At 45.0% G+C, this 20834-nt stretch carries 17 protein-coding genes; 5 read left to right on the top strand and 12 right to left on the bottom strand.

What is annotated here, in order from left to right:
• Window positions 1–691 precede the first annotated feature (691 nt).
• Both AACV78_RS15600 and AACV78_RS15595 read left to right on the top strand, forming a co-directional pair.
• Window positions 692–1171 carry a BON domain-containing protein gene (locus tag AACV78_RS15600; RefSeq protein WP_194008619.1) on the top strand — a complete coding sequence of 160 codons (480 nt, stop codon included), beginning with the start codon at window positions 692–694 and terminating at the stop codon, window positions 1169–1171.
• Window positions 1172–1619: 448 nt separating this feature from the next.
• Window positions 1620–2828 (top strand): general stress protein, encoded by a 1209-nt coding sequence (locus AACV78_RS15595; RefSeq protein ID WP_194008620.1) that lies wholly within the window; start codon window positions 1620–1622, stop codon window positions 2826–2828.
• A gap of 1219 nt (window positions 2829–4047) precedes the next feature.
• Here AACV78_RS15595 and AACV78_RS15590 read toward each other — a convergent pair.
• Window positions 4048–4497 (bottom strand): hypothetical protein, encoded by a 450-nt coding sequence (locus tag AACV78_RS15590; protein WP_194074310.1) that lies wholly within the window; start codon window positions 4495–4497, stop codon window positions 4048–4050.
• A 626-nt stretch (window positions 4498–5123) separates the two neighbouring features.
• Between AACV78_RS15590 and AACV78_RS15585 the strand changes: the two genes are divergently transcribed.
• On the top strand, window positions 5124–6185 hold the full coding sequence (locus tag AACV78_RS15585) for a pentapeptide repeat-containing protein (RefSeq protein WP_194008648.1): 1062 nt from the start codon (window positions 5124–5126) through the stop codon (window positions 6183–6185).
• 407 nt (window positions 6186–6592) lie between these two features.
• On the opposite strand, the gene AACV78_RS15580 is transcribed toward AACV78_RS15585, so the two are convergent.
• From AACV78_RS15580 to AACV78_RS15560, 5 genes are all read right to left on the bottom strand, one after another.
• Entirely contained in the window at window positions 6593–7330 is a 738-nt protein-coding gene (locus AACV78_RS15580; RefSeq protein ID WP_339383667.1) for a galactosyltransferase-related protein, read from the bottom strand.
• Window positions 7323–8234, bottom strand: a complete 912-nt coding sequence (locus AACV78_RS15575) for a glycosyltransferase (protein ID WP_194008622.1) — start codon at window positions 8232–8234, stop codon at window positions 7323–7325. Before AACV78_RS15575 ends, AACV78_RS15580 begins: the two co-directional genes overlap by 8 nt.
• Window positions 8235–8309: 75 nt before the next feature.
• On the bottom strand, window positions 8310–9728 hold the full coding sequence (locus tag AACV78_RS15570) for a glycosyltransferase family 2 protein (protein ID WP_194008623.1): 1419 nt from the start codon (window positions 9726–9728) through the stop codon (window positions 8310–8312).
• Between the two features lie 162 nt (window positions 9729–9890).
• On the bottom strand, window positions 9891–12101 hold the full coding sequence (locus AACV78_RS15565) for a phenylacetate--CoA ligase family protein (protein ID WP_194008624.1): 2211 nt from the start codon (window positions 12099–12101) through the stop codon (window positions 9891–9893).
• Window positions 12102–12167: 66 nt separating this feature from the next.
• The gene (locus tag AACV78_RS15560; protein WP_194008625.1) at window positions 12168–12692 is read right to left on the bottom strand and encodes an SH3 domain-containing protein; all 525 of its coding nucleotides are present in this window, start codon (window positions 12690–12692) and stop codon (window positions 12168–12170) included.
• 206 nt (window positions 12693–12898) lie between these two features.
• On the opposite strand from AACV78_RS15560, the gene speD reads away from it, so the two are divergent.
• Window positions 12899–13321 (top strand): adenosylmethionine decarboxylase, encoded by a 423-nt coding sequence (speD, locus tag AACV78_RS15555; protein ID WP_194008626.1) that lies wholly within the window; start codon window positions 12899–12901, stop codon window positions 13319–13321.
• Window positions 13322–13405: 84 nt separating this feature from the next.
• Here the strand turns inward: speD and AACV78_RS15550 are convergent, their stop codons facing one another.
• On the bottom strand, window positions 13406–14002 hold the full coding sequence (locus AACV78_RS15550; protein ID WP_194008627.1) for a hypothetical protein: 597 nt from the start codon (window positions 14000–14002) through the stop codon (window positions 13406–13408).
• A gap of 142 nt (window positions 14003–14144) precedes the next feature.
• Between AACV78_RS15550 and queF the strand changes: the two genes are divergently transcribed.
• Complete coding sequence (gene queF / locus AACV78_RS15545; RefSeq protein WP_194008628.1) at window positions 14145–14564, top strand: preQ(1) synthase; 420 nt, start codon at window positions 14145–14147, stop codon at window positions 14562–14564.
• A gap of 246 nt (window positions 14565–14810) precedes the next feature.
• On the opposite strand, the gene AACV78_RS15540 is transcribed toward queF, so the two are convergent.
• The 5 genes from AACV78_RS15540 to AACV78_RS15520 all read right to left on the bottom strand — a co-directional run bounded on the left by AACV78_RS15540 (window position 14811) and on the right by AACV78_RS15520 (window position 20789).
• A complete protein-coding gene (locus AACV78_RS15540) occupies window positions 14811–15023 on the bottom strand; it encodes a DUF2283 domain-containing protein (RefSeq protein WP_194008629.1) in 213 nt (70 codons plus the stop codon).
• Window positions 15024–15334: 311 nt separating this feature from the next.
• Window positions 15335–16726, bottom strand: coding sequence for a cytochrome c biogenesis protein (locus AACV78_RS15535; RefSeq protein ID WP_194008630.1), 1392 nt, complete (start codon window positions 16724–16726; stop codon window positions 15335–15337).
• A gap of 226 nt (window positions 16727–16952) precedes the next feature.
• On the bottom strand, window positions 16953–17684 hold the full coding sequence (locus tag AACV78_RS15530; protein ID WP_194008631.1) for a cytochrome c biogenesis protein CcdA: 732 nt from the start codon (window positions 17682–17684) through the stop codon (window positions 16953–16955).
• Between the two features lie 426 nt (window positions 17685–18110).
• Window positions 18111–18827, bottom strand: coding sequence for a pentapeptide repeat-containing protein (locus tag AACV78_RS15525; RefSeq protein WP_194008632.1), 717 nt, complete (start codon window positions 18825–18827; stop codon window positions 18111–18113).
• 636 nt (window positions 18828–19463) lie between these two features.
• Window positions 19464–20789, bottom strand: coding sequence for a peptidylprolyl isomerase (locus AACV78_RS15520; RefSeq protein WP_194008633.1), 1326 nt, complete (start codon window positions 20787–20789; stop codon window positions 19464–19466).
• Between the last annotated feature and the right edge of the window lie 45 nt (window positions 20790–20834).

The following is a 20834-nucleotide window of genomic DNA, read 5'->3' as shown; positions in this document are numbered from 1 at the left end:
GCAACTAATTGTTTGTGGCGTTTAACGAATTTAGCCGTAGTGGGTAATAGGTTCGAGGTGGGAGTAAAAAATTAGCTGGAAGTGGCGACGATCGAATTTATTAATAAAATTGAGGCTTTTCAACTTTGTTTGCACGAAAATATTGACTTTGGTAACGAAAAATATCGAGAGCGATCGGGTTTTTGAGAAATAGTGGGTTTATAACTAATGATATTTTTTCTCAAAAAGGTGATAATTTTAGATTGGGGGATTTTAGATTGGGGGATTTTAGATTGGGGGATTGAGAACTCGATCGGTCAATACCCGATATTTGGCTCGAACTTGCTACAAGTTAAACAGGACGTAACACATTGTTTGGTTTTTTGTCATCTATCTAACGAAATACATACACCACTTACGCAAAGGGCAGAATTAGTAGGATGCCCCAGAAGTCCAAACCCTGATGATCTCGATCTAATAATGCGTCTGACGCACCCTATAACTTGATGGTAGCGTGACAATTGCGTAACTTATAATATAGAATTTACACCTGTAGAGCGATGTAAGAACTTCCTCAAATTTATATATTTGAGACAAGGATTTTTCCGCAATCAGCACAAACTACGCAGCCAACACAGATTCTGTCAGGCGCGGCGCAGTGCTCAACCAAGTCTAGACTCATCGAAAGCTTACCCGGAGGTTATTAGATCTTATGAACAAACTAACACCAATTGTCATCAGCGCTCTCCTATTATTTGGAGCTGCGGCTTGTAGCGATGGAGCTAAAACAAGTGCTGACGCTCCTAATTCTACCACCACCACAGAAAATGCCGCCAGCCCGCCCCCAGCGGATACGGTTAAAAAAACTCAGTCCGACGCCACTAGCGACATTCGCAAAAACCAAGCAAATTCTGATATCAGAGCCAGAGAACAGCGCAACAACGTGACTGGAGGCGATGCAATCAGAGCCGATGGCGACCTCCAAAGTGAAGTTCGCTCCAAGTTGGAAGTGAACATCACCAAAGGTCAGCTAACTGTTGACGCCAAAGATGGGGTTGTCACCGTAGCTGGCACTGTTCCCAATCAAGAAGATTTAGCTAAAATTGAGCCGCTAGCTAAAGAAATTAAGGGTGTCAAAATGGTGAACGTTACGGCTACTGTTGCCCCGGCTGCACCTGCATCGCCTAAGTAATTAATTAGCAGGAAGAAGCAATAAAGCTTTTCGGCTTGCTTCGGCTATGCTGGCTCACAAGTCGCGAGCGGGTAACAAGAAGGAAAAGGGAAAGAAGGAAGAGAGCAAACGGAAAATTGGGAGTTTTAAAAGTGCTTTTAAAAGCGGCTCTCAATGCTTGGGTGACTCTTCCTTCCGGGTAACGGGGTTTTAAGTTAAAAGTTTTAAGATTCACGCACTGAAAACTCCCAACTCAAAACTCGTGCAATACCTGCAATTTCCCATTCCCAATTTCCGCCGATTTCCAATTTCTGAAAATCCGGGTAAATCCGCCTGAAGAAAGAGGTCGAAGTTATTCCCAGCGACCGATGAAAAATGTCGAAAAAAATGAATAAATGTGATTAATGGTAGCAAGCAGAGCATAAATTCTGTAGTTGTGTAAAAGTAGTTTATTTTGAAGGACAAAAAAATGGCTTTAGGTCAAAACAAGCGAGCTGTAGGATCTTTTTCTAATTACCGCGATACGGAACTAGCCCTGTCGGAACTGCAAAGTACCGGCTTTCCGATGAATAAAGTTTCGGTAGTTGGGGAAAATCTCAATGGGAACGAAATTGGGGGCGCTAGCGCTGCTAAGAGCACCGATGAGAAAGTGGGGGGCGGCGCGAAAGCTGGCGCGACGGCGGGAGTCGTGACGGGCGGTTTGATTGGGTTGCTCGGCAGCATTGGGGCGCTGGCGATTCCGGGAGTTGGCCCGATTATGGCGGGGGGCGCGATCGCGACTCTGCTGGCCGATACTGTGGTCGGAGGTGCGATTGGGGCTGCAGCAGGCGGTTTGGTGGGCGGCTTAATTGGTTTGGGCGTTCCCGAAGACAAAGCTAAAGTTTATAGCGATCGCCTCTCGCGCGGAGAATATTTGGTATTCGTAGAAGGAACAGATGCCGAACTTGCCACTGCTGAAGGAATTATGAGCGTGCGGGGCATTCAGGATTGGGGCATTTACGATGTGCCGACACACACCGACCGCAGAGCTTCGACCCACGACAAGCGCGCTGTGGGGGTATTTTCAACCCGCCGCGAGACCGAGCACGCCCTGGGAGAACTCAGAACAGCGGGTTTTGACATGAATCGGGTTTCGGTGATCGCTAAAGATGCTGATTCTCAAGGCGACATCGCAGGGATTGACGTACACGACAGCGCCGACAATAAGGCTGATGAAGGAGCGACCAAGGGCGCGCTCACAGGCGGCACTTTGGGCGGTTTGACGGGCTTGTTGGTGGGTCTGGGCCTGGTGGCAATTCCTGGTATCGGGCCGATTATGCTGGCAGGAGCCTCCGCTACGGCGATCGCCACTACACTTGCCGGTACTGCTTTGGGTGCGGCTGCAGGCGGTTTGCTCGGAGCTTTGGTCGGTTTGGGAATTCCTGAAGAGCAAGCTAGAGTATACAGCGATCGAGTGGCAAGGGGAGATTATTTGGTGCTGCTTGACGGTAGCGAAGCAGAAATCGCCAGAGCTGAAAAGATTTTGAGCCGCGGCGGCATTCAGGATTGGAGCATCTACGACTATCCCAGCGTCGATGGCGCTCGGGCCGATTACGGCGCTCCCGGCACTCCCGGCGTTGATACTACACCTGGTATTTACGACCCCAATCAGGGCCTGACCGGCCACCCAAGAATTTAACTGAATGTGAGTGGGAAGTCCCGCACCCTACCTGTACTCAGGTGGGTGACGGGATGAAAACGAACCAGAAACAAGTTGAGCGATAGCGAATCAGTGATACAATTGTACTATCTTGACCACTATCCTCCTAGGCGAAAACCAAGCTAAACGGAGCGTGTAGCCAGAAAAAGTATGGGTCTTAGGAACTAGGACTCCGGCCTGTGGAGGGAAGATCAGACTACTTGCTTCAACGGATAGCAACAGCACATCCCAATGAATCAGGAAGCCAGTGCTGTATGCTACGCATCAGCGTCTGGTAGTTCACTACTTCAAACTCGGTTTGGGTATTGTTTCTACGAACGGCAGGGTAGTGCATCTCCCGCACTCGGATTGTTTAGGGGATGGGCGTTGAACGCTTGGCCGATCGAATAATCTCAAAAGTCAGCTTTTTTTGTGAAAGCTGGCTTTTGTTTTGTTTTAGAAAGTTAAAAAAAGCGACACTATTCAACAGTTGATAGTTGACAAAAGGACAGTTACCCGGTAGTCGATCGCGAGGTGATTGCCTGCTAGGGAAATTAATTTTTCCTTACACCCTACAAGGGGAAGGCTTTAAACCCATTTTTTCTGGTAAACAAGCAACTTTCGACCAACTCCAAACTCATATAGAATAAGTCATTGGCCATGCTAAAATCTTAAATCACAAATTTGTACAGCGAAGCCGAAGTATCGTGAACTACCAGACGCTGATGCGTAGCATACAGCACTGGCTTCCTGATTCATTGGGATGTGCTGTTGCTATCCGTTGAAGCAAGGAGTCTGATCTTCCCTCCACAGGCCGGAGTCCTAGTTCCTAAGACCCATACTTTTTCTGGCTACACGCTCCGTTTAGCTTGGTTTTCGCCTAGGAGGATAGTGGTCAAGATAGTGCAATTGTATCACTGATTCGCTATCGCTCAACTTGTTTCTGGTTCGTTTTCATCCCGTCACCCACCTGAGTACAGGTAGGGTGCGGGACTTCCCACTCACATTCAGTTAAAAGTTCATATGACTAATAATAATATTGTCGTCCCCTTCAGTCCAGACTGAGGCTGGTGATTGGTTGGCTGTAGCAGCCCAATGGCCGTTGGCAACACCTGCGTGTGGCATGAATACAGTTTTTCTGGCAATGTCTCAGCGAAGCATTTGAGCCAGGAACAGCTTTTATGTCCGGCAGCGCGTCTGGTGTCGGGCTTTCTGTTAATTAGAACGGCAAGCGCTCATGGATCGAGTCAAGATTGACAGCAAGCACAGCATCGCGGGAGCAAGCATCAGCCTCGCGGGGCATTTTTTCGGGAAATCTCAGGCGAGAGATAGCCTGTTTTTTGCTTCGCCCGGCCCTTGGGAGCGAGTGAGGGAAACAGCCTTCCTGTGAGATTTCACTGGACGCGAGTACAGTGGGGGGAGGTGAAACTAGCTGAGCTGGCAGGGTTCTGCTTTGATGGGCGATGGAAGATAGAAGGCAGAAAGTAGCAGACATTCGGATTTGAAGCTTCGAGTTCTTATTTCTTTCTGGCACTAATAAATTCGATCGCCCGTACCGGCAATTTTTCGGCTCAGAAGGGGGCGGGGATGCCGGCAGCAATACCCCAAATAGGCGATCGACCTTGACAAGGGCGATCGACAATTTATCAATATTTTGCGAGTTTGGCAAATGCTTAGTAGTTAATAGTTAGTGATTAGCAGTTAGTATAAATACAACTAACAATTAACAACTAACATCAGTCGCAACTAACTATTAGCAAAATAAGACTGACAGGACTTACGCGGGGTGGCGATAAACTCTGTTTATTAATGACTGCCTCGGTGGAAAACCCAAAATCTGTTACGAAAAACATGGTTGATTTTCGTAAGTTATAACTAGGCAGCCCTGTCTGGCGCGTGTCAAACCCTTGGTTAAAACTGCCTGAAACCCTTGAAATTTGGTAAAAAACTAGGGTGTGCACCGCGTACCGGTTGACCTTGTTTCTCATCGCTGGGCGATCGGTTGACTTTTTGGCTACCGTCTTAAGCCAACCGTTCAAGATTAGCCGGTGCTGGCGGCCATCCTGCATTCTGACGATATTTCAAGTATTTTGGAGAGTTTAAACCAAACTCATCAAACACGCCCTACAGGGCTGGTTATAACTAAGTTAACAGAGTGATGCTAGTAATCAACCAGTTTTGATGATTTTTACTGTAGCCGTATCGATCGACAAAACTGACTGGCAAACACAATACAACCAACTTTCAGACAACATAGAACATCGAGAAATTAAGGAAACTCACTCAACTTTTTTTATGGATTTCACTGAAATTTTAAGTGCCAATGAACTTTTAACTAGACATAGAAACGGGGAACGAGATTTTCGAGGAGCAAACCTCATTGCAGCTCATTTGATTGAAGCTAATCTCAGTCGCACAAATTTGAGCAACGCTAATTTGAAAGGAGCCAACTTAATTAGAAGCAAACTAATTGGAGCTAATTTAAACGGTGCCGACTTGAGCGGGGCTAATTTATCTAAAGCAAAATTAATTGAAGCTAACCTCGGCACTTCTAGTTTAACTGGAACTGTGGCGATCGCAGCAGATTTTAGTGGGGCAAATCTCAGCGGAGCAATATTGTCTCGCGCTGACTTGAGCAAAGCTATTTTAACTGGAGCGAGTTTAGTAGGAGCTTGTTTGTTAAGCAGCTCGAAACTAAATGAGGCTAATTTGAGCGGGGCGACACTTAGTCGAGCAATTATGAGCGGGGTTGACTTAAGCAAAGCAAATTTGACTAGAGCGATTCTCAGCGAAGTGGATTTGAGCGGGGCCAACCTGAGCGGAGCAACTTTAATTCGGGCTTATCTCAATCGCGGAAATCTCGGAGGTGTCAACTTAGTTGGCGCTTATTTGAGCGAAGCAAGTATGCGGGAGGCTTCTGTTTGCGCTGCTGATTTAAGCGGTGCTGATTTGAGCGGGGCTGACTTGAGCGGTGCTAATTTAAATGGCTCTAATTTGAGCGGTGCTGACTTACACGGAGCTAATTTAAGTAAAGCCAATTTAAATGGTTTGATTCTGCACAATGCTGATTTGAGGGCTGCGAATTTGAACAAAGCTTCTTTGCGGGGAGCTGATTTGAGCGGTGCGAATTTGTCGGGTGCTAGCTTGTTGGAAGCGGATTTGCGGGGGGCAAATTTGAGTCACGCCAATTTATCGGGAGCGGGTTTGCTGCTAAGTTCTTTGACAGGAGCAAATTTGACAGGAACTAATTTGTCAGAGGCGAATTTGATTGGGGCGAGCTTAAATGTTGATAATTTGAATCAAGCGGCTTTGGGCGGCGCTATTTTGCCGAATGGAGCTACTCACAGCCGCGATTGATATGTTGCAACTTGTTAGTTGTTAGTTGGCAGTTGGCAGTTGGCAGTTGGCAGTTGGCAGTTGGTTGTTGGCAGTTGGCAGTTGGCAGTTGGCAGTTGGCAGTTGGCAGTTGGCAGTTGGTAGTTGTTAGTTGTTGCTATAAGAGACCTCTCCTAAAAGCCAAGAACCGGCTCTATGCCTGTTTCAAAATAATTCTTGGAAATGTCTAATAGCAAATATTAGACAGTTGATTCAAGTCTGGTTTAGTCGATAAACTATAATACCTGTAAACCGGGTTTATTTGAGAAACTGGGTTTCTCACAAGCACGGGTTTTAGAGCTATCTCAAATCCGGGTTTGGGTTCCCCTTTAGAAACCAGTCGGCGCAGGCCGACTTTGTTTGTGTAGACGCGGTTTCAACCGCCCCCGTCACAACTGGCGTTTAGTATAATAGTGCTGGCGATTTTGTTTTATCCACTGAGATTCTGACCAATTCGGATCGGGTTGGTGCGCTAAATGGAGGTAGATTAATTCGGGCGATCGACAAAAATAGCTATCCTCTCCTAAGTAGCGTTCAACAATATCTTGATCCTCTGCTCCCCAGCCAATGAATGTCTCATCCCATCCGCCGATTTCTATTAAGCGCTGGCGTTGAAATATGGGTGAAACTCCAAACCGCTCCCGCCGTGTCAAGTGCTTAAATAGGGCTGTCGGCATATCTTCGGGCGCAACTTTCAACTCTTCAATTATGGCAGAATTTTGCTCGAAATCCAAGCAGGCTTTATCGCACATCATTCGATAGCCAGTGACTAACATTTCGGAGGAAATTTGAGCCATTTTAAAATGGCGCTCTAGGGTATTTTGGTAGGGAATGAGATCGACATCAAAAGCTGTCACCCATTGTCCGCGCGACAGAGATAAACCTAAATTTAAAGCTTTGGTTTTATGAAAAGTTCCCGCACAGGGAAGATAATTGTAGCTGATTGGTAGGTTGGTAATTTCTGGTAAAATCCAAGGTGAAGAAACCCGATCGATCTCGATTAAAATAATTTCGGAAATAGATAATAAATTTGAGGAAGCTTGAGTTTTCCACCACGCGAGTTGAGTTTTCAAGTGGTGTTCTCGCTGGCGGTAGGTAATAATTAATGATAACTGAATTTCAGTCACGGCTATAATTCGAGGTAAAATTAGTGGTAATTTCCAAAATTTGAGGAGGTAAAATTGGTGGTTGGACTAAATCGCCAAATAGAGCGCCTTTTTGGAGAGATTGCAAGCAAGAGATGATATTGCGATCGCGCGTTTGCTGGGTTGGTAGTTGCTGGTGATGTTGGTTGCGTGTCCGATCCGCATGAGAAATATGGATTACATTCCCCGCGCTGCAGATCTCGATTCCCAACAGGGTAGCGCGAATTAGCAAATCTTGGTCTTCCCATCCCCAACCTGTAAAAATTTGCTTGTATCCTCCCAAGCGTAATAGCGTTTGTTTGCGGGCACAGATTAAGCCGCAGCCCGGTCGATCGCGATCGCCCGCCACCGCCTCTACAATATTAACCGTGGCAGTCTGTTGGCGCATCTGGATGTTGTAAGTATAGCGTTTTCGCTTCAAAGCTGCGGTTTGCGGGCGAGATTCTCCGACAGTTTTCACACAGCAAATAATCCCATTTTCTCGCGATTTGGCAGATACAGGCAATAACTGCGGTAGATTTTCTACAGTTTTTATATTATTGAGCGATAATAATTTTAGACTATTTGGGGATACAACAGAGTATAATAATTGTAAAATTTCCTGCTGATTCCAGATAATGTCTGCATCGGAAATTAGCAAATATTCGGCGGTGGCGCGGAGAATTCCTTGATTGATTAACTGAGCTTTATTAAAGTCGGATTGAGGATATTTTAACCACTCTATTTCTTTTAATTGGGCTAGAGCGTGTAAAGCAATTAAACATTGAGATTCTGTTGTTCCACCATCGCAAATAATGATTTTAGTGACCGGAAAGCCCACTAAAAGCGATCGCACGCAGTCGCCGATTTCAGGACGGTTCTTAAGGGGAATAATTACCTGTAACATGATGTCTATAACAGTTTGAAAAAAGAGGCTAGCTCAACAAGGAATTGCCAAGTATAAAATCAATCTAAAATAGTATTAGCTTGCCCAGTTTAGGGAAGAACCTGTGATATAATTGAGTTCGATCGCCTCTGCTGTCTTCAAAGGACGCAAATCTGGTAGTTTACCCTCGCGCACCGCCGCAGTATTGGCGATCGCTCTACTCTTGAGTTGCTGAATCAATTCTAAACGCACCGGAGCATCTAGTCCAGTTTGTCGATCGGTAGTTAGCGAACCCTCTCGGTGCCGGCGAAAATAAGCAAAGTCAGGAATATTAACTATTTTTGCAGCAAAGTGCGATCGCAGCAAAAACTCACTATCTCCAGAAAACCGCAACCCCGTAGCAAAACCGCCCAACCTTAAGACTAAATCCCGCGACACTAAGCTAGTAGGGTGTAACAGTGGATGTCCCGGTTTTTCTGCTAGGGCGGCGCTGACATTGAGAGGATAAACAACAGGTAACAGCCTATCATCTTCAAACGCGCGCAATTCCTGCGTTCCCACTAATTCAGCACCAGTATTTTCTGCTGCTGCTAACAACAATTCTAAGCGATTTTCGCTAGACCAATCATCAGCATCTTGGAACAAATAAGCATCATAATTTGTTAGTTCGATCGCCTGTTGAATTAAGCGGTAAGGCCCGACATTCACAGCCGAAGCTAATAAAGTCACTCCCGGAAACTCTCGGACAATATCGATAGGTGGCGAATCCGAGCCATCATCCAGCACCACAATACCATCCAGAGGTGTAGTTTGAGCTACTAGAGACTGCAAGCAGCGATGTAGAAACTGTTCGCAGCGATAATGGGGAATCAGCGCCAAGACGCGAGATTTGCCTGTAATTATATCATGTTTTGGGGAATAATTGATGTTTGTTAGAATTTTATTTAATATTTTACCAGGAATCGGACGAGGTTTTGCGCGATCGTTCTTTACAACATCTAAACTCGTAGCAGTTGCTGTAGTTGTTCCCCAACTAAAAGCAATATTTTGCCGTTCTAATTCCCTCGCAACTGCTAAAAAATTCCAGCAATTTATTTCTAACTGCGGTAGCGCTGCTTTTACCAAAGGCGTTGAAGCAATCCAACCCAAGGCGGCGACAGGATATTGTTTGGCAGTTTCTCGCGGTAAATCCACCGCTGGAGGTAAAGATAGCAGGGCTAGATTGGTTAATTTTGGCACTAAAAAGTTTAATTTTGTGTTAATAGGTAAAATTGCTATTAATTCAGTATTGATTGTCTGTAATAATTTCCAAAACGAGGCCCAAGAGACTATTTTTAATTCATCTAAATTACCGGGCGAGGTGCAATTTGTAATTGCACGATCGGGGATTGCAGGATTGATGCTAATTACCTGTTTTAATTCTAAGTTGCAGCCTTGATTTTGCCAAGTGGCGATCGCCTTTTTTTCCCAGTCAAGATTACTTTCACCCAGTATAATTAGAGTTAAACTTACCATCACACCTCTACCAAAAGTCAGAAACAGTCTGAAAAATATCTGCGTTTACCTGCGTTTATCTGCGCTTTCGCCATCCGACCAAAATTTAGACAATAACCTATTATATTTTTCCTGAAAAACTGTAAATCTTCAACCCAATCCGCAAGAATTATTGGAGGTATATTACGATCGATCGCAAATGGTAGATTGTTTGTAATTCATTTCTCTTGCTAATCTTTCAAATCCCGAAGCGCGCATATCCGGCGGGGCGGCGGCAATTAAACACTGATAAGCTAATTCCGATTCTCCCCGTGCTAACCAAAGTGGGGCTAATTTCCACAAAAGCGGTATCCAAGGTATGGGATCGATATCTCGATCGGGCAAGTTGGCGCTAATTAGTCCAGCATTTTTTTGAATTTTCTCTAACCATTCTACGGGGTTAAGTGGTTCTTGCCAAAGTAGTTTAGCATATCCTTGTTCGAGTTCGACTCGTGCTATTTCTGTCGGTAAAGTTGCTGTGGCTTGTAACTGAGATAATGCTGTGGTAGCTGATGCGCGATCGCCCAAAATTGCTTGCCGCCAAGTTAGCCAACCGTCTAAAAAGGAATCGCCCGTTGTTTGTCGGTGGTTGCTGGATGCGAGGGTTTTTCCGTTGACCAACTGCCACCAGGATGCTAAAATTTGAATCTGGAATCTGGAGGCCCAAAAATTCAAATCTCCGATTAAAATAGATAAAATTGGTTTCCAGGCGATCGCGATTTTGGGATTTTCGCGTTTGGCTGTGCTTGCTGCGAGATTGAATGCTGCTAATAAGTGTTGAATATTAAATACATCTAGCTTGCCAGAATCGGGTAAATTGGTATTTTCCCAGATGGATCTAGCGGTGTTGCTGTCGAATCCTAAACTGGGAATTAGTAAATCTACCATCGCGGAATATTCGCCGCAATTCATCTCGGCTAAACGTTGTTGGGCGCTGTGGTAGATATTTTGTCTGGTTGGGCGATCGGCTAAAAAGCTGCAAGTCAACAGCAATACTCGTACAGACATCAATTCTACGGTTGATTCCCGATAAGTTTTACGTTGTAATAGCCTTTCTAGGGCTTGTTGGGCCAACGGCGAAATCCCCGAATTTACCATCGCTGTCGGCTGAATTAAACTTTTTAACAATAATGCAATTTCTCTCGCTTCTCCTGCGGGTAATAAACCCAATTCCAACCACTCGCGCCAAGATTTTTTCGTCACCCATTCGATCCACTCTAGATCGCTACAACTTTGGGTATTTTCCAGTTGACTTAAATCCGATGAATCTACAATAACTCTCCCTCGAACTTCTCCAAATAAATTTTCTAACCAAAGCTGTAAAGGTTGCAGATCGAGAACTTGCTGCGGTTCGACTTGCAGCCAAATATCTACATCTAATTGATTTTGCTTGACTATCTGATAATTCAGAATCCCCGGAAATTTAGGTAAACAGATTTCTCCCGGATATTTCCAGCCTTGCTGAGTCTTAATTTGTTCTTGACTGCGGCCCAGAATTTTTGCGGTGAATCCCGATCGCCCGCAAAGACACGCATCAAAATCTAATTGAATGCGATCGCCACATTTATAGCGAATCAAAGGCATTGTATAATTGAATAAATCTGTAGTGACTAATTCACCGTCAATAATTTCATAAAAACAGCGATCGACATCTAAATGCAGTCGCCCGCATTCAGGACAACTCAAGCCAGAAATCCCAGTTTCTTGGCAACCGTATTCGTTAATAACAGAAGTTTGAAAAATTGATTCAAGTAACTGTTTTTGAAATTCAAATAAAACCTCACCTGTACAAATAATTCCTAAGACAGCAGGAATTGAATGCCCAACTAGGGCGGCCGCCACTTCCGACAAACGACTGGGATAACCTCGAATTACCGCAGGCTTAATTTGCAACAATTCCTTTAAATTTTGCAGCCAATCGGCGGTGATATTTCCAATTAACGAAATATCGTTAACTCGCAGGGGCTGCAAGCGGCTGGCGAGATTAATAATTGGGACTTGTTCGTCAATTCCCCACCAACCTAAAGCGCGGTGGCGGGCCAATAAACGCGCTTGATTCCACTCATTACCGGCAAAGTAAGTAAAAAAATCACCGGAAGTTCCGCTAGTCATTCCTCGATAAACTAAATCGTCAGCAGTTGCGAGAAATAACCCTGGATTTTGCCGGACAGTTTGTTTGTCTATGGGCTGCAAGTTACTAAAAGCAGTTTGCCAATCGGTTACAAGTTGTTTTAACCCAGAGTCGGAATCAATTAGTCCAGCTTGCAAAAAGCGGTGGTAATTTCCTGGGAGAGTTAGGGCAACTTCTAAGACTTTTTTTAAGTTGATGGCGGTGCGATCGCTCAATTCTCTCATAAGCTGTTATCGCTCACTTTTTGCTGGCTGCGCTGCGGTTTTTATGCGTATTTCATTAAGGTCAAATTATTTTTCAGAGTTTTGGCTGGCGATTTGATCTCCGATTTGCAGCCAATCTCGATCGATCAAAACTTGTTGTTTATCTGATACTTCTGGCAAAATTACCCGCTGTGCGTTCAGTGGCTTTTCGCAATAATTTCCTAAAGGTTTTAGATAATTTTTATCAACCCAACCGACTCGGAAATCCGGTGCATTCATAAACCTGCCTTCGTCAAGATTTTGGGTATTAGAACTAAAGTGACTGCCAATTTTTACCCATTTTCCCGTTGCGTCTCGATCGCCCGTAACGACTTGCCAGCCTTTAGGAACTAAACCGATAACCGGGCCGTTGGGGGAGGAACGGATAGTGAGGGGATCTTTGGCGGTGACGACTTGAGCGAAGGGTCGAGGTTTGCCTCCGTAGGGGCAATTTTGAGCCTGTAAGGTTGTTGCCGGGGAAGTCGCAGAGGCGGCTGTTTTGACACCCACAAGCGATAACAGCATTAAGCTAACAAACAGAGCAATTTTTTTCCAAACTTTTAAGGGATTCACGGAATATAATTATCTATGATTTCACCAACAGATTATTACATATATTTGCTATAGGTTGCTGCTCCTAAAGTGCCAAAATTATTCGGACGATCGCCCTTCACCACTATTTTTTGATTTTTTGGGTAGACTACTTGCAAAATTTTTTACATCGTGCTATCGTCAAAAGGTTTGATACGAATTGTGAGTTAGAGGTAAAACCCCGCAGAATGAAACAATTGGGAACCCATCTGATCGCTGATGCTTGGCAGTCTCCAGGAGACCTGCTCAACGATCCTGAACGTATCCGCCGCGCCATACTCGATGCGATCGAAGCCGGAGGAGCTACTCTCATCGATTTGTGCGTGCACCAGTTTAGTCCTCACGGAGTAACGGCTACTGCAACTTTGGCAGAGTCTCATATAGCAATCCATACTTGGCCTGAACACGGTTATTTTGCTGCAGACTTATTTTTCTGCGGAGCCGGAGACCCTCACAAGGCCATGAAGGTGCTACAGTCAGCTTTGGAAGCTAAACAGGTAAAACTCACTGAGTTTACGCGCGGTTTCGAGCCCGGGGTGGGCAGCCTAGGTTCTGCTTGTGAAGAGCAGTATGCGCCTCGTCCATTAGAAACGAGTGCCGCCAGAGTATAATGGCCAATTAGCGTAACTTTGAACATTTTATGCTAGGTTTTGGTAAAAATCCCACGGCTCGGGCTGTGGGATTCTTGTTGGAAATTACTTTTTCATTAATAAAGGGCGAACAACTAAATAACCAGCACCGAAGGCGGCAATAACAATCAAAAAAATCGCGATGGCCAACCACAATCCGCTTAAGTCTGAGGATTTTTTGGGTTGAGAGCGAATGCGGTAAGGAGTTTCCTGCACCTCTGAAAATAATTTTTCTGGAAGCGTTTCGGGTGTCGGAGGGGATGTGGGCGAGGCTTCCGCTACGGGAAAGGGAAAAGCCACTGTCTGAGGTGGTTGAGGTATGGTAGAGCTACTCCGCGAGATGACAGGTTCTGGAGGCTCCGGTTCAACGCTAAAATTGAATTTGACTGAGGGCATTTGCGGCATCCCTGTCTGGGTGACGCTTTGGGCCGAGTTGACTACTTGCTGTAGTTGTTGGGATACTTGAACTACTGTTTCTACTTCTCGCCGCAGTTGTTGATTTTGTTGGACTAATTGCTGGTTGTGGGTTTTGAGGGAGTCAAGCATGGCTTGGGCGGCTTGCAATTCGGCGGTGACTTCTCGATAGAGCGAAATCGGTACCGATGGAGAGTAACTATTGGAGTTTTCAGGGGATGTATTGTCAGATAAGGTAGTATTTTGCATAGTAGTTGGCGAGGGTGAACTTTTTTTAGTTTAGCCTGAGAGTATTTGCAATTAGATCGATCGCAATACAATTCGTCAAGATATTTGTTAAAAATATTAATAGTGAGTTTAGTTAAATGTTAGAAATTTTTAGTCGATCGCTATGAATCACCAGCAAACCGAACAAAGTATGTCGCAAAAGTCAAGTACCGAAGAAATGAAATACGGCGAACGCGAGATTTTGGAAGGGCAGTTAATTACTTTTCCGAATCCGCGAGTCGGGCGGCGCTATACGATTAACATTACTTTGCCGGAGTTTACTTGCAAGTGTCCGTTTTCTGGCTATCCAGATTTTGCCACAATTCACGTTACTTACGTGCCAGACGAGCGGGTGGTGGAGTTGAAGGCCCTGAAATTGTATGTTAACAGTTATCGCGATCGCTACATTTCTCACGAAGAATCGATCAATCAAATTTTAGACGATTTTGTCGCAGCTTGCTCGCCGCTCGAAGCAACTGTGAAGGGCGATTTTTCTCCGAGGGGGAACGTACACACTGTGATTGAGGTGCGACACGAGAAGTAGTATCAATTGCGGTTGCACTCAAGCCAGATGATTGTTGACTGTTGACTCGATACCAAGACAGATGATGAAATAGTTATTGCAGTAGGGTGCGTCAGGTTTGAGATGGCCGATGGACATGGAAAGCATGGTTCTGGCGCACCTTATACCATTTCTCTAAAATCATGCAAGAGTCTCCGACCCCCCCTAGCCCCCCCGATGCTTTGGGGGGGGACAAGAATACTGTTGCATGATTTTTTGAAATTGGTATTACTTAATTGCTTCAGAAAAAGCTTCTAACGAGATAAATTGTTTGACGTCTAATATTTCGATCAATACCAGTTCTCCACTGCTAGAATAGTGGAGAATCATTTGCCCTTCATCTTCGGCAAATGCGATCGGGCGTTGGCGAAGCCCTCGAAGAGGATCGGAAATTTCAATCAGCATCGCATCTACATCAGGGCTATATCTAATCTTTTTCATATCTTGACCTCTTACCAGGATAAGCAGTAATTACTAAAATTCTATCTGACTATTCTTGGTAGACCACTCTTAGGACAAGTCCATTCAATCTTTTTTGACAAATAAACTTCCCTTGACCGCTTGCTTCTAGCTTACTAGGGGTTCTAATAGTTTGCGAAATCATATCTGTTGATATTGCAACCCCGCGACTTACTAAAATTTCTATTTTTAGTAATGCGTGTTGACTGAATTCAATTCTTTTTATCGCCTTTATTTCCTTTCAAGTATTGGTTTTTATCCCGGTGTAAGGTGGGGCATTGCCCACCCTACAATTAACTTTGACTGGCTAGAGAAGTCGGGGATATCCCACTTTTTCCCTCTGCTGTTTTCGATTCGGCCAACTTGTCCAAAATCTCCACAACTTCTCTTTCAAAAGTCACCTGAGCGCGATTAGTGCGGCCGCCCACATAGAGTTTGCCGTTTTTCTCCAAAGCCCAAATCTGCGAGTGAGACAAATAGCTCATCAACACACTGAGCATCAGCAACCCGAAGCCAGTATAGACTAGCGGAATCCCCGGATCGGCCTTAATTTGCAACCCCGTGCTGCCTACAACTTCGTCAATTGTCAGCATCACACCGTTAACTTCTACAGCGGTGCCGGCGCGAACTGTAGTTAACAATTTGCCATCGGTACCGTAGATTAACATCGTTCCTTGCAAGTCCTTTGCTAGCAGAGAAACTCCTGCACTCAAATCTGGTTTTGTCGGAATCCAAGCGCCCCAAATTCTGCCTTGACCTTGAGTGTCTAACTGAGCCATTGGTAGTTGCAAAACCGGGCTTTTGTTGAGGCGGACTCGCACGGCGGCGATCGCCCAATCTGCTTGATAAAAAGTCACTCCCCGATATCTCAGGGGCTCGTTAACGTGAATGGTTTTGCGATCGACCTCTTGGCCTGTTTTGTCCAAAACTGACAGATCCGAGTAAAATTGGTCGATCGCCCCGCTCGGACTATAATCGATCCAGAACCGATTCACGCGCATCGACCAATCCTTCGGTATTTGCGGCCCCGCCCAAGGCCCAGCATCCATAATATTCTGCACCTTAAAATTTTCACCGCTAGCCACCATTTCTTGACCGAGAAACCCCGTCAGCGAGCCCCACATCGACCCAGCTAAAATAATTAGCATACTGGCGTGAACAATAATCGGGCCAATTTTGCCAATTATGCCCTTGCGAGCATAAACTTTTTCACCTTCTCGAAAGATGCGGTAGTTTTTTTGCTGCAAAAGTTGTTCTAACGAAGTTAAAGGAACTGTTTCTAACTCCGCACTCAGAGCTAATTTTTCAAACTGCTTTGGTTCTTCATAAAATTTCCAGCGGCGGGCGGATTTTAGTGCCGGAAATTGTCTGGTAAAAGTGCAAGCTGTCAAGCTGCTGCCGAACAAAATTAGGATTGACAAAAACCACCAAGTGCGGTAAACGTGGTCTAATCCTGCAATCAGTACAACTTTCCAAGTTAGGAAGCCGAACAAAGCCGGGTTTTCGGGATAGTTGGATTGGTAAAACTCTACCGATTGGCCTTGTTCTATCACTGTGCCAGAAATGCTGAAAAGTGCGATCGCCAGCAACAAAATAATTGCCAGCCGCAAATCTGCCAGCACCGGCAAAATTTCTCGCTTGAAAAACCTTTGAGGCGCAGTCGCCCAGTTTGATTCGGGTGTCATGGGTTATTGGTTATTGGTTATTGGTTACTGGTTATTGGTTACTGGTTATTGGTTACTGGTTATTTGTGAGTAACACATAATATCAATTCCTGGTTGAATTTCCAGATTTTTTATTGGTCGGCGGAGGCGGAATTTGTTTGTGTAGTAGTGGTTTCAACCGCCGATTTAGTTTGTATAGTAGCGGTTTCAACCGCAGAATCATGCCGCAGAATCATGCGAATTTTAGTTACGCCGGAAGTATGCGGGAAATCAGGGAAAAAACGCCAAATCCTACCAGCAAAACGCCACTGACAGGCGTAATCCAACTCGACCACCTGCGTAATTCTAACAACTTTTTAATGCTGGCGGTAAAAGTCCCGGCTATAATTAGCGGAGCGACGTAGCCAGCGGCGTAAAACAGCAGCAACACACCACCTAAAACAACATCTCCCGTTTTGGAAACCCAAGCTAACAGCGTCGCTAAAACAGGCGTGCTGCAGGGAGACGCTACTAAACCAAAAGTTAAACCCAATAAGTACGATCGCACCCCTGCGGGCAAATTTTTCGGCACCCAGCCCGCAGCGTCAAAAGACGGCATTTGCAAGGGTAAAGCTTCGAGTAAATTCAGCCCCATTAAAATAGCGATGATGCTGACAGCGATCGGCAAACCCAGACCAATTTTGCCATAAATTTGGCCGGCAAATGATGCTACAATGCCTAAACCCGCAAGGGTTGTCGCCAAACCCAAGGAAAACCATGCAGACTGGGTGGCGGCTTGGAGGCGGCTTTTTGCTTCGTATCCGCCGATGTAGCCGATCGTAATCGGCAACATGGAAAGCATACAGGGCGTTAAGCTCGTTAGCAACCCTGCCAAAAAGATGACTCCGACGCTGACTAAACTTAGATGAGTCAGTTGAGTGTTGACTAAATTATTAGCAAATTGTGCGAGTTCGTAAAGTAGGGTTTCCAAGGTTTCCATCAGTCGATTTTAGATTTTAGATTGAATAATTTGAGATTTTAGATTGACTCCAGTGTCGATTTTAGATTTTAGATTTTAGAGTGATCTGGGAGGTTAAACTAAATATCTAGTTTTTTCGATTTCCGGTGAATTCAGACTGGCGTGCTGTTCTGGCTCTGTTAAAAATTGTAACAGATGCGTGCAGCTTCGGTCGGAAATTTGAGATAGATTTTAGCGATATTGACTGGTTGGGAGTTGAAAGGTCGATCGCACCCTGCTTTTAACGGAATCTTGACACCATCCTCAACCAGCTTTTAGGAACTTTTGTTGACTGGTTCAGAAAATTAATACATTGTGGAACAAGCCGGAAAACCCGAAAAAAGTCAGGCATTGTGAAACAGGCATTTTACCTGTTCTTACTGGCTTTGGAGATAATTAAAAGCGAGTTTACTTTAAATTAAAGCCAACTTCTTCATTAATAGATCCGTCGGGCATTATGGCCCCAGCCAGCACCGCACCTCTGAAATTTGCTTTCGTTAAAATAGCACCTTCTAAATTAGCATTGCTCAGATTTGTGACTTGTTTGGAACCTCTAAAATAAAAGCTGTGCAAGTCAGCACCTGTCAAGTTCGTATTTGCCAAATTAGCGTATTGCAAGTCAGCACCGTGCAGCGTCGCATCAGTTAAATTAGCTTCAGTGAGATTGCTTCCCCAAAGTCGAGAATCTAACACATTAGCATCTTGTAGGTTGGCGCGACTTAGATTTGCAAGAGTCAGATTAGCGTCCCACAATTTGGTGCGGTTTAAATTAGCTTCAGTCAAATTTGCTCGACTGAGAGTAGTACCCAAAATATCAGCATTTGTCAAATTGGCGCGGCTGAGATCTGCACCAGAAAGGTCAGCATTTTTTAAATTAGCACCGGACAAGTTAGCGCCGGACAAATTAGCGCCGCTCAAGTTGGCTTCAGTGAGATTAACTCCCTGCAAATCGGCAGCGCTCAAATCGCACTGCTTCCACAAAAAGCTGACGCACCAATTATCTTTTAATAGCTGACTCAAATCCTCGGCATTCGCGGCGATCGCAGGAGGAGTTAAGTAGAGAGTGAACAGGGCGATCGCCAGCACTGTAGCAGCTAAAGTTTTCAACCTCAGAACTCTGTTCATTGACAATAATTTGCGCGATAAATTCTTGATGTACAATCAAAGCATAGCAAATAACCAGAAACTTTCACCGGTAATATTACTCAAAAATATTAGTAAAATGTCGATCGGGGTTGACCCAGACACGAACTTAACTATGGCCGTGACCAAGAATTTCTTGGTGGTACAAGCCCCCGGATTTATCCGTGGAATCAATCCAAAATCTAAAATTCTTCAATCCTCAAGCCCCCCCATTTATTCGTGGGGTCGCCTCTAAAATCTCAAATCTCAAATCTAAAATCGATTGACCAAGAATTTCTTGGTGGTACAAGCCCCCGGATTTATCCGTGGAATCAATCCAAAATCTAAAATTCTTCAATCCTCAAGCCCCCGCATTTATTCGTGGGGTCGCCTCTAAAATCTCAAATCTCAAATCTAAAATCGATTGACGGGCGATCGCGAATAATCCGGTTATTTAGCAGATGCTTTGTATGCAAACAATTTGTTTCATAAAAACCGAGATAGCAGTTCGATCTCTCCTATGAAAGATCGATCGCTCAAATTAGACAACTGCGGTATTAGTTAAATTTGGAAATCGGGAATTAGGAATCTATCGTCGCGTAAGGTGCGATATCAGCACCCTACACCTATAGGTTAAAGTTAGCCGATTCTGAACGCAGCATCGCCTACTGGTAAGTCATTCGGACGGGAAATAGTAGCAAAATCAACGGCAAAAACAGCACTTTGAACTGCTGCGGCCGTAGCATTTTGAACATTAGCCAAAGTAGCCCCGCCTGATTGAATTAAAGTGTTGCTTCCAGATTGAGTAAATACCAGACTTGCCAAACTGGTACCGCCAATGCCAATACGATCGCCCTGCTGCGATATAAAATCAGTAATTGTATCCGTTTCTCCATCACCTGCGATTAAAACAAAATTATCTGCACCTGCGCCACCAGTGAGAGTGTCGTTGCCTAAATCTCCAATCAAAATATCGTTGCCATCACCACCAATTAACACGTCATTCCCTTTGCCACCTCTCAAAAAGTCGTTACCAGCATCGCCATTGATAGTATCGTCGCCGAGATTTCCGTTGATAATATCGTTGCCAACACCGCCACTAATTAAGTCGTTACCTTTGCCGCCTCTAAGGAAGTCGTTGCCTGCTTCGCCTGTAATAGTATCATTGCCTTGGCTGCCGTTAATGGCATCATCAATCGGTGAACCGACGATGCGATCGTTTCCACTACCGCCGAGCACGCCGCTGGGGTTTTGCTGAGAATCTTGGGTGGTAACTTGATAGTTATTCGGGGCATCAGGCAATCTGAGCGCTCGCAAAGATAGATTGACAAAATTGGTAGTATTAACCAAATTGTTCAGCAAACCAGTATCGCTAATGATGTTGGAAACCCGACTTGGGACGATTCCTCCAACGACTTTAGCGCTGGAAATGCGATCGCCCTGCTGCACCGCATTCACCGTTTCAAAACCTTGAACAACATTGCCAAAAACAGCATAATTGCCGTCCAAAAACGGCAAAGTATCCAAAGCAAAATAGAACTGCGAAGAAGCCGAATTCAAAGCAGTAGCCCGAGCCATTGCCACAGCCCCGGCAGTGTGCTTCAACTGCGGTGTCTGAGTCACAACTTGGTTGTAAACAGGTTGCGCCGCGCCTTGCGGTTTGATTTCCAAAGGAATAAAACGCGGCCCATTAGTATCCGGGTCAATAAAATTACCTGTTCCCAATTGACTTGCGGGAATTGTAGGATCTTTGCTGCGCGGATCGCCTCCTTGCACCACAAAAGGATCTGGCTGGCGTACCACTCGGTGAAACATCACCCCATCGTAGATGCCCCGTTCAACTAAATCAACAAAATTTCCCCCAGTAATCGGGGCATTAGTGCCGTCAACTTCGATCGTAACGGGTTGACCGTTAATTACCTGGACTACTGTAACTTTGCCTGTTAACGGGAGTGCAGCGCTCATAAGTAAATTGTGATTTGAGTGAGTTATCTCTTGACTAATACCAAA

Origin of the sequence: Tychonema sp. LEGE 07196 (genome assembly GCF_963890365.1) — a bacterium.
Lineage (GTDB): Bacteria > Cyanobacteriota > Cyanobacteriia > Cyanobacteriales > Microcoleaceae > Microcoleus.
This window is presented reverse-complemented; position numbering and strand designations above follow the sequence as displayed.

What these genes read in the sequence shown, in the direction of transcription:
- AACV78_RS15585 (WP_194008648.1), top strand. Translation starts at nt 5,124, where the DNA reads ATGGATTTCACTGAAATTTTAAGTGCCAATGAACTTTTAACTAGACAT.
- AACV78_RS15600 (WP_194008619.1), top strand. Translation starts at nt 692, where the DNA reads ATGAACAAACTAACACCAATTGTCATCAGCGCTCTCCTATTATTTGGA.
- speD (WP_194008626.1), top strand. Translation starts at nt 12,899, where the DNA reads ATGAAACAATTGGGAACCCATCTGATCGCTGATGCTTGGCAGTCTCCA.
- AACV78_RS15565 (WP_194008624.1), bottom strand. Translation starts at nt 12,101, where the DNA reads ATGAGAGAATTGAGCGATCGCACCGCCATCAACTTAAAAAAAGTCTTA.
- AACV78_RS15575 (WP_194008622.1), bottom strand. Translation starts at nt 8,234, where the DNA reads ATGTTACAGGTAATTATTCCCCTTAAGAACCGTCCTGAAATCGGCGAC.
- AACV78_RS15595 (WP_194008620.1), top strand. Translation starts at nt 1,620, where the DNA reads ATGGCTTTAGGTCAAAACAAGCGAGCTGTAGGATCTTTTTCTAATTAC.
- queF (WP_194008628.1), top strand. Translation starts at nt 14,145, where the DNA reads ATGAATCACCAGCAAACCGAACAAAGTATGTCGCAAAAGTCAAGTACC.
- AACV78_RS15520 (WP_194008633.1), bottom strand. Translation starts at nt 20,789, where the DNA reads ATGAGCGCTGCACTCCCGTTAACAGGCAAAGTTACAGTAGTCCAGGTA.
- AACV78_RS15525 (WP_194008632.1), bottom strand. Translation starts at nt 18,827, where the DNA reads ATGAACAGAGTTCTGAGGTTGAAAACTTTAGCTGCTACAGTGCTGGCG.
- AACV78_RS15570 (WP_194008623.1), bottom strand. Translation starts at nt 9,728, where the DNA reads ATGGTAAGTTTAACTCTAATTATACTGGGTGAAAGTAATCTTGACTGG.
- AACV78_RS15550 (WP_194008627.1), bottom strand. Translation starts at nt 14,002, where the DNA reads ATGCAAAATACTACCTTATCTGACAATACATCCCCTGAAAACTCCAAT.
- AACV78_RS15540 (WP_194008629.1), bottom strand. Translation starts at nt 15,023, where the DNA reads ATGAAAAAGATTAGATATAGCCCTGATGTAGATGCGATGCTGATTGAA.
- AACV78_RS15535 (WP_194008630.1), bottom strand. Translation starts at nt 16,726, where the DNA reads ATGACACCCGAATCAAACTGGGCGACTGCGCCTCAAAGGTTTTTCAAG.
- AACV78_RS15530 (WP_194008631.1), bottom strand. Translation starts at nt 17,684, where the DNA reads ATGGAAACCTTGGAAACCCTACTTTACGAACTCGCACAATTTGCTAAT.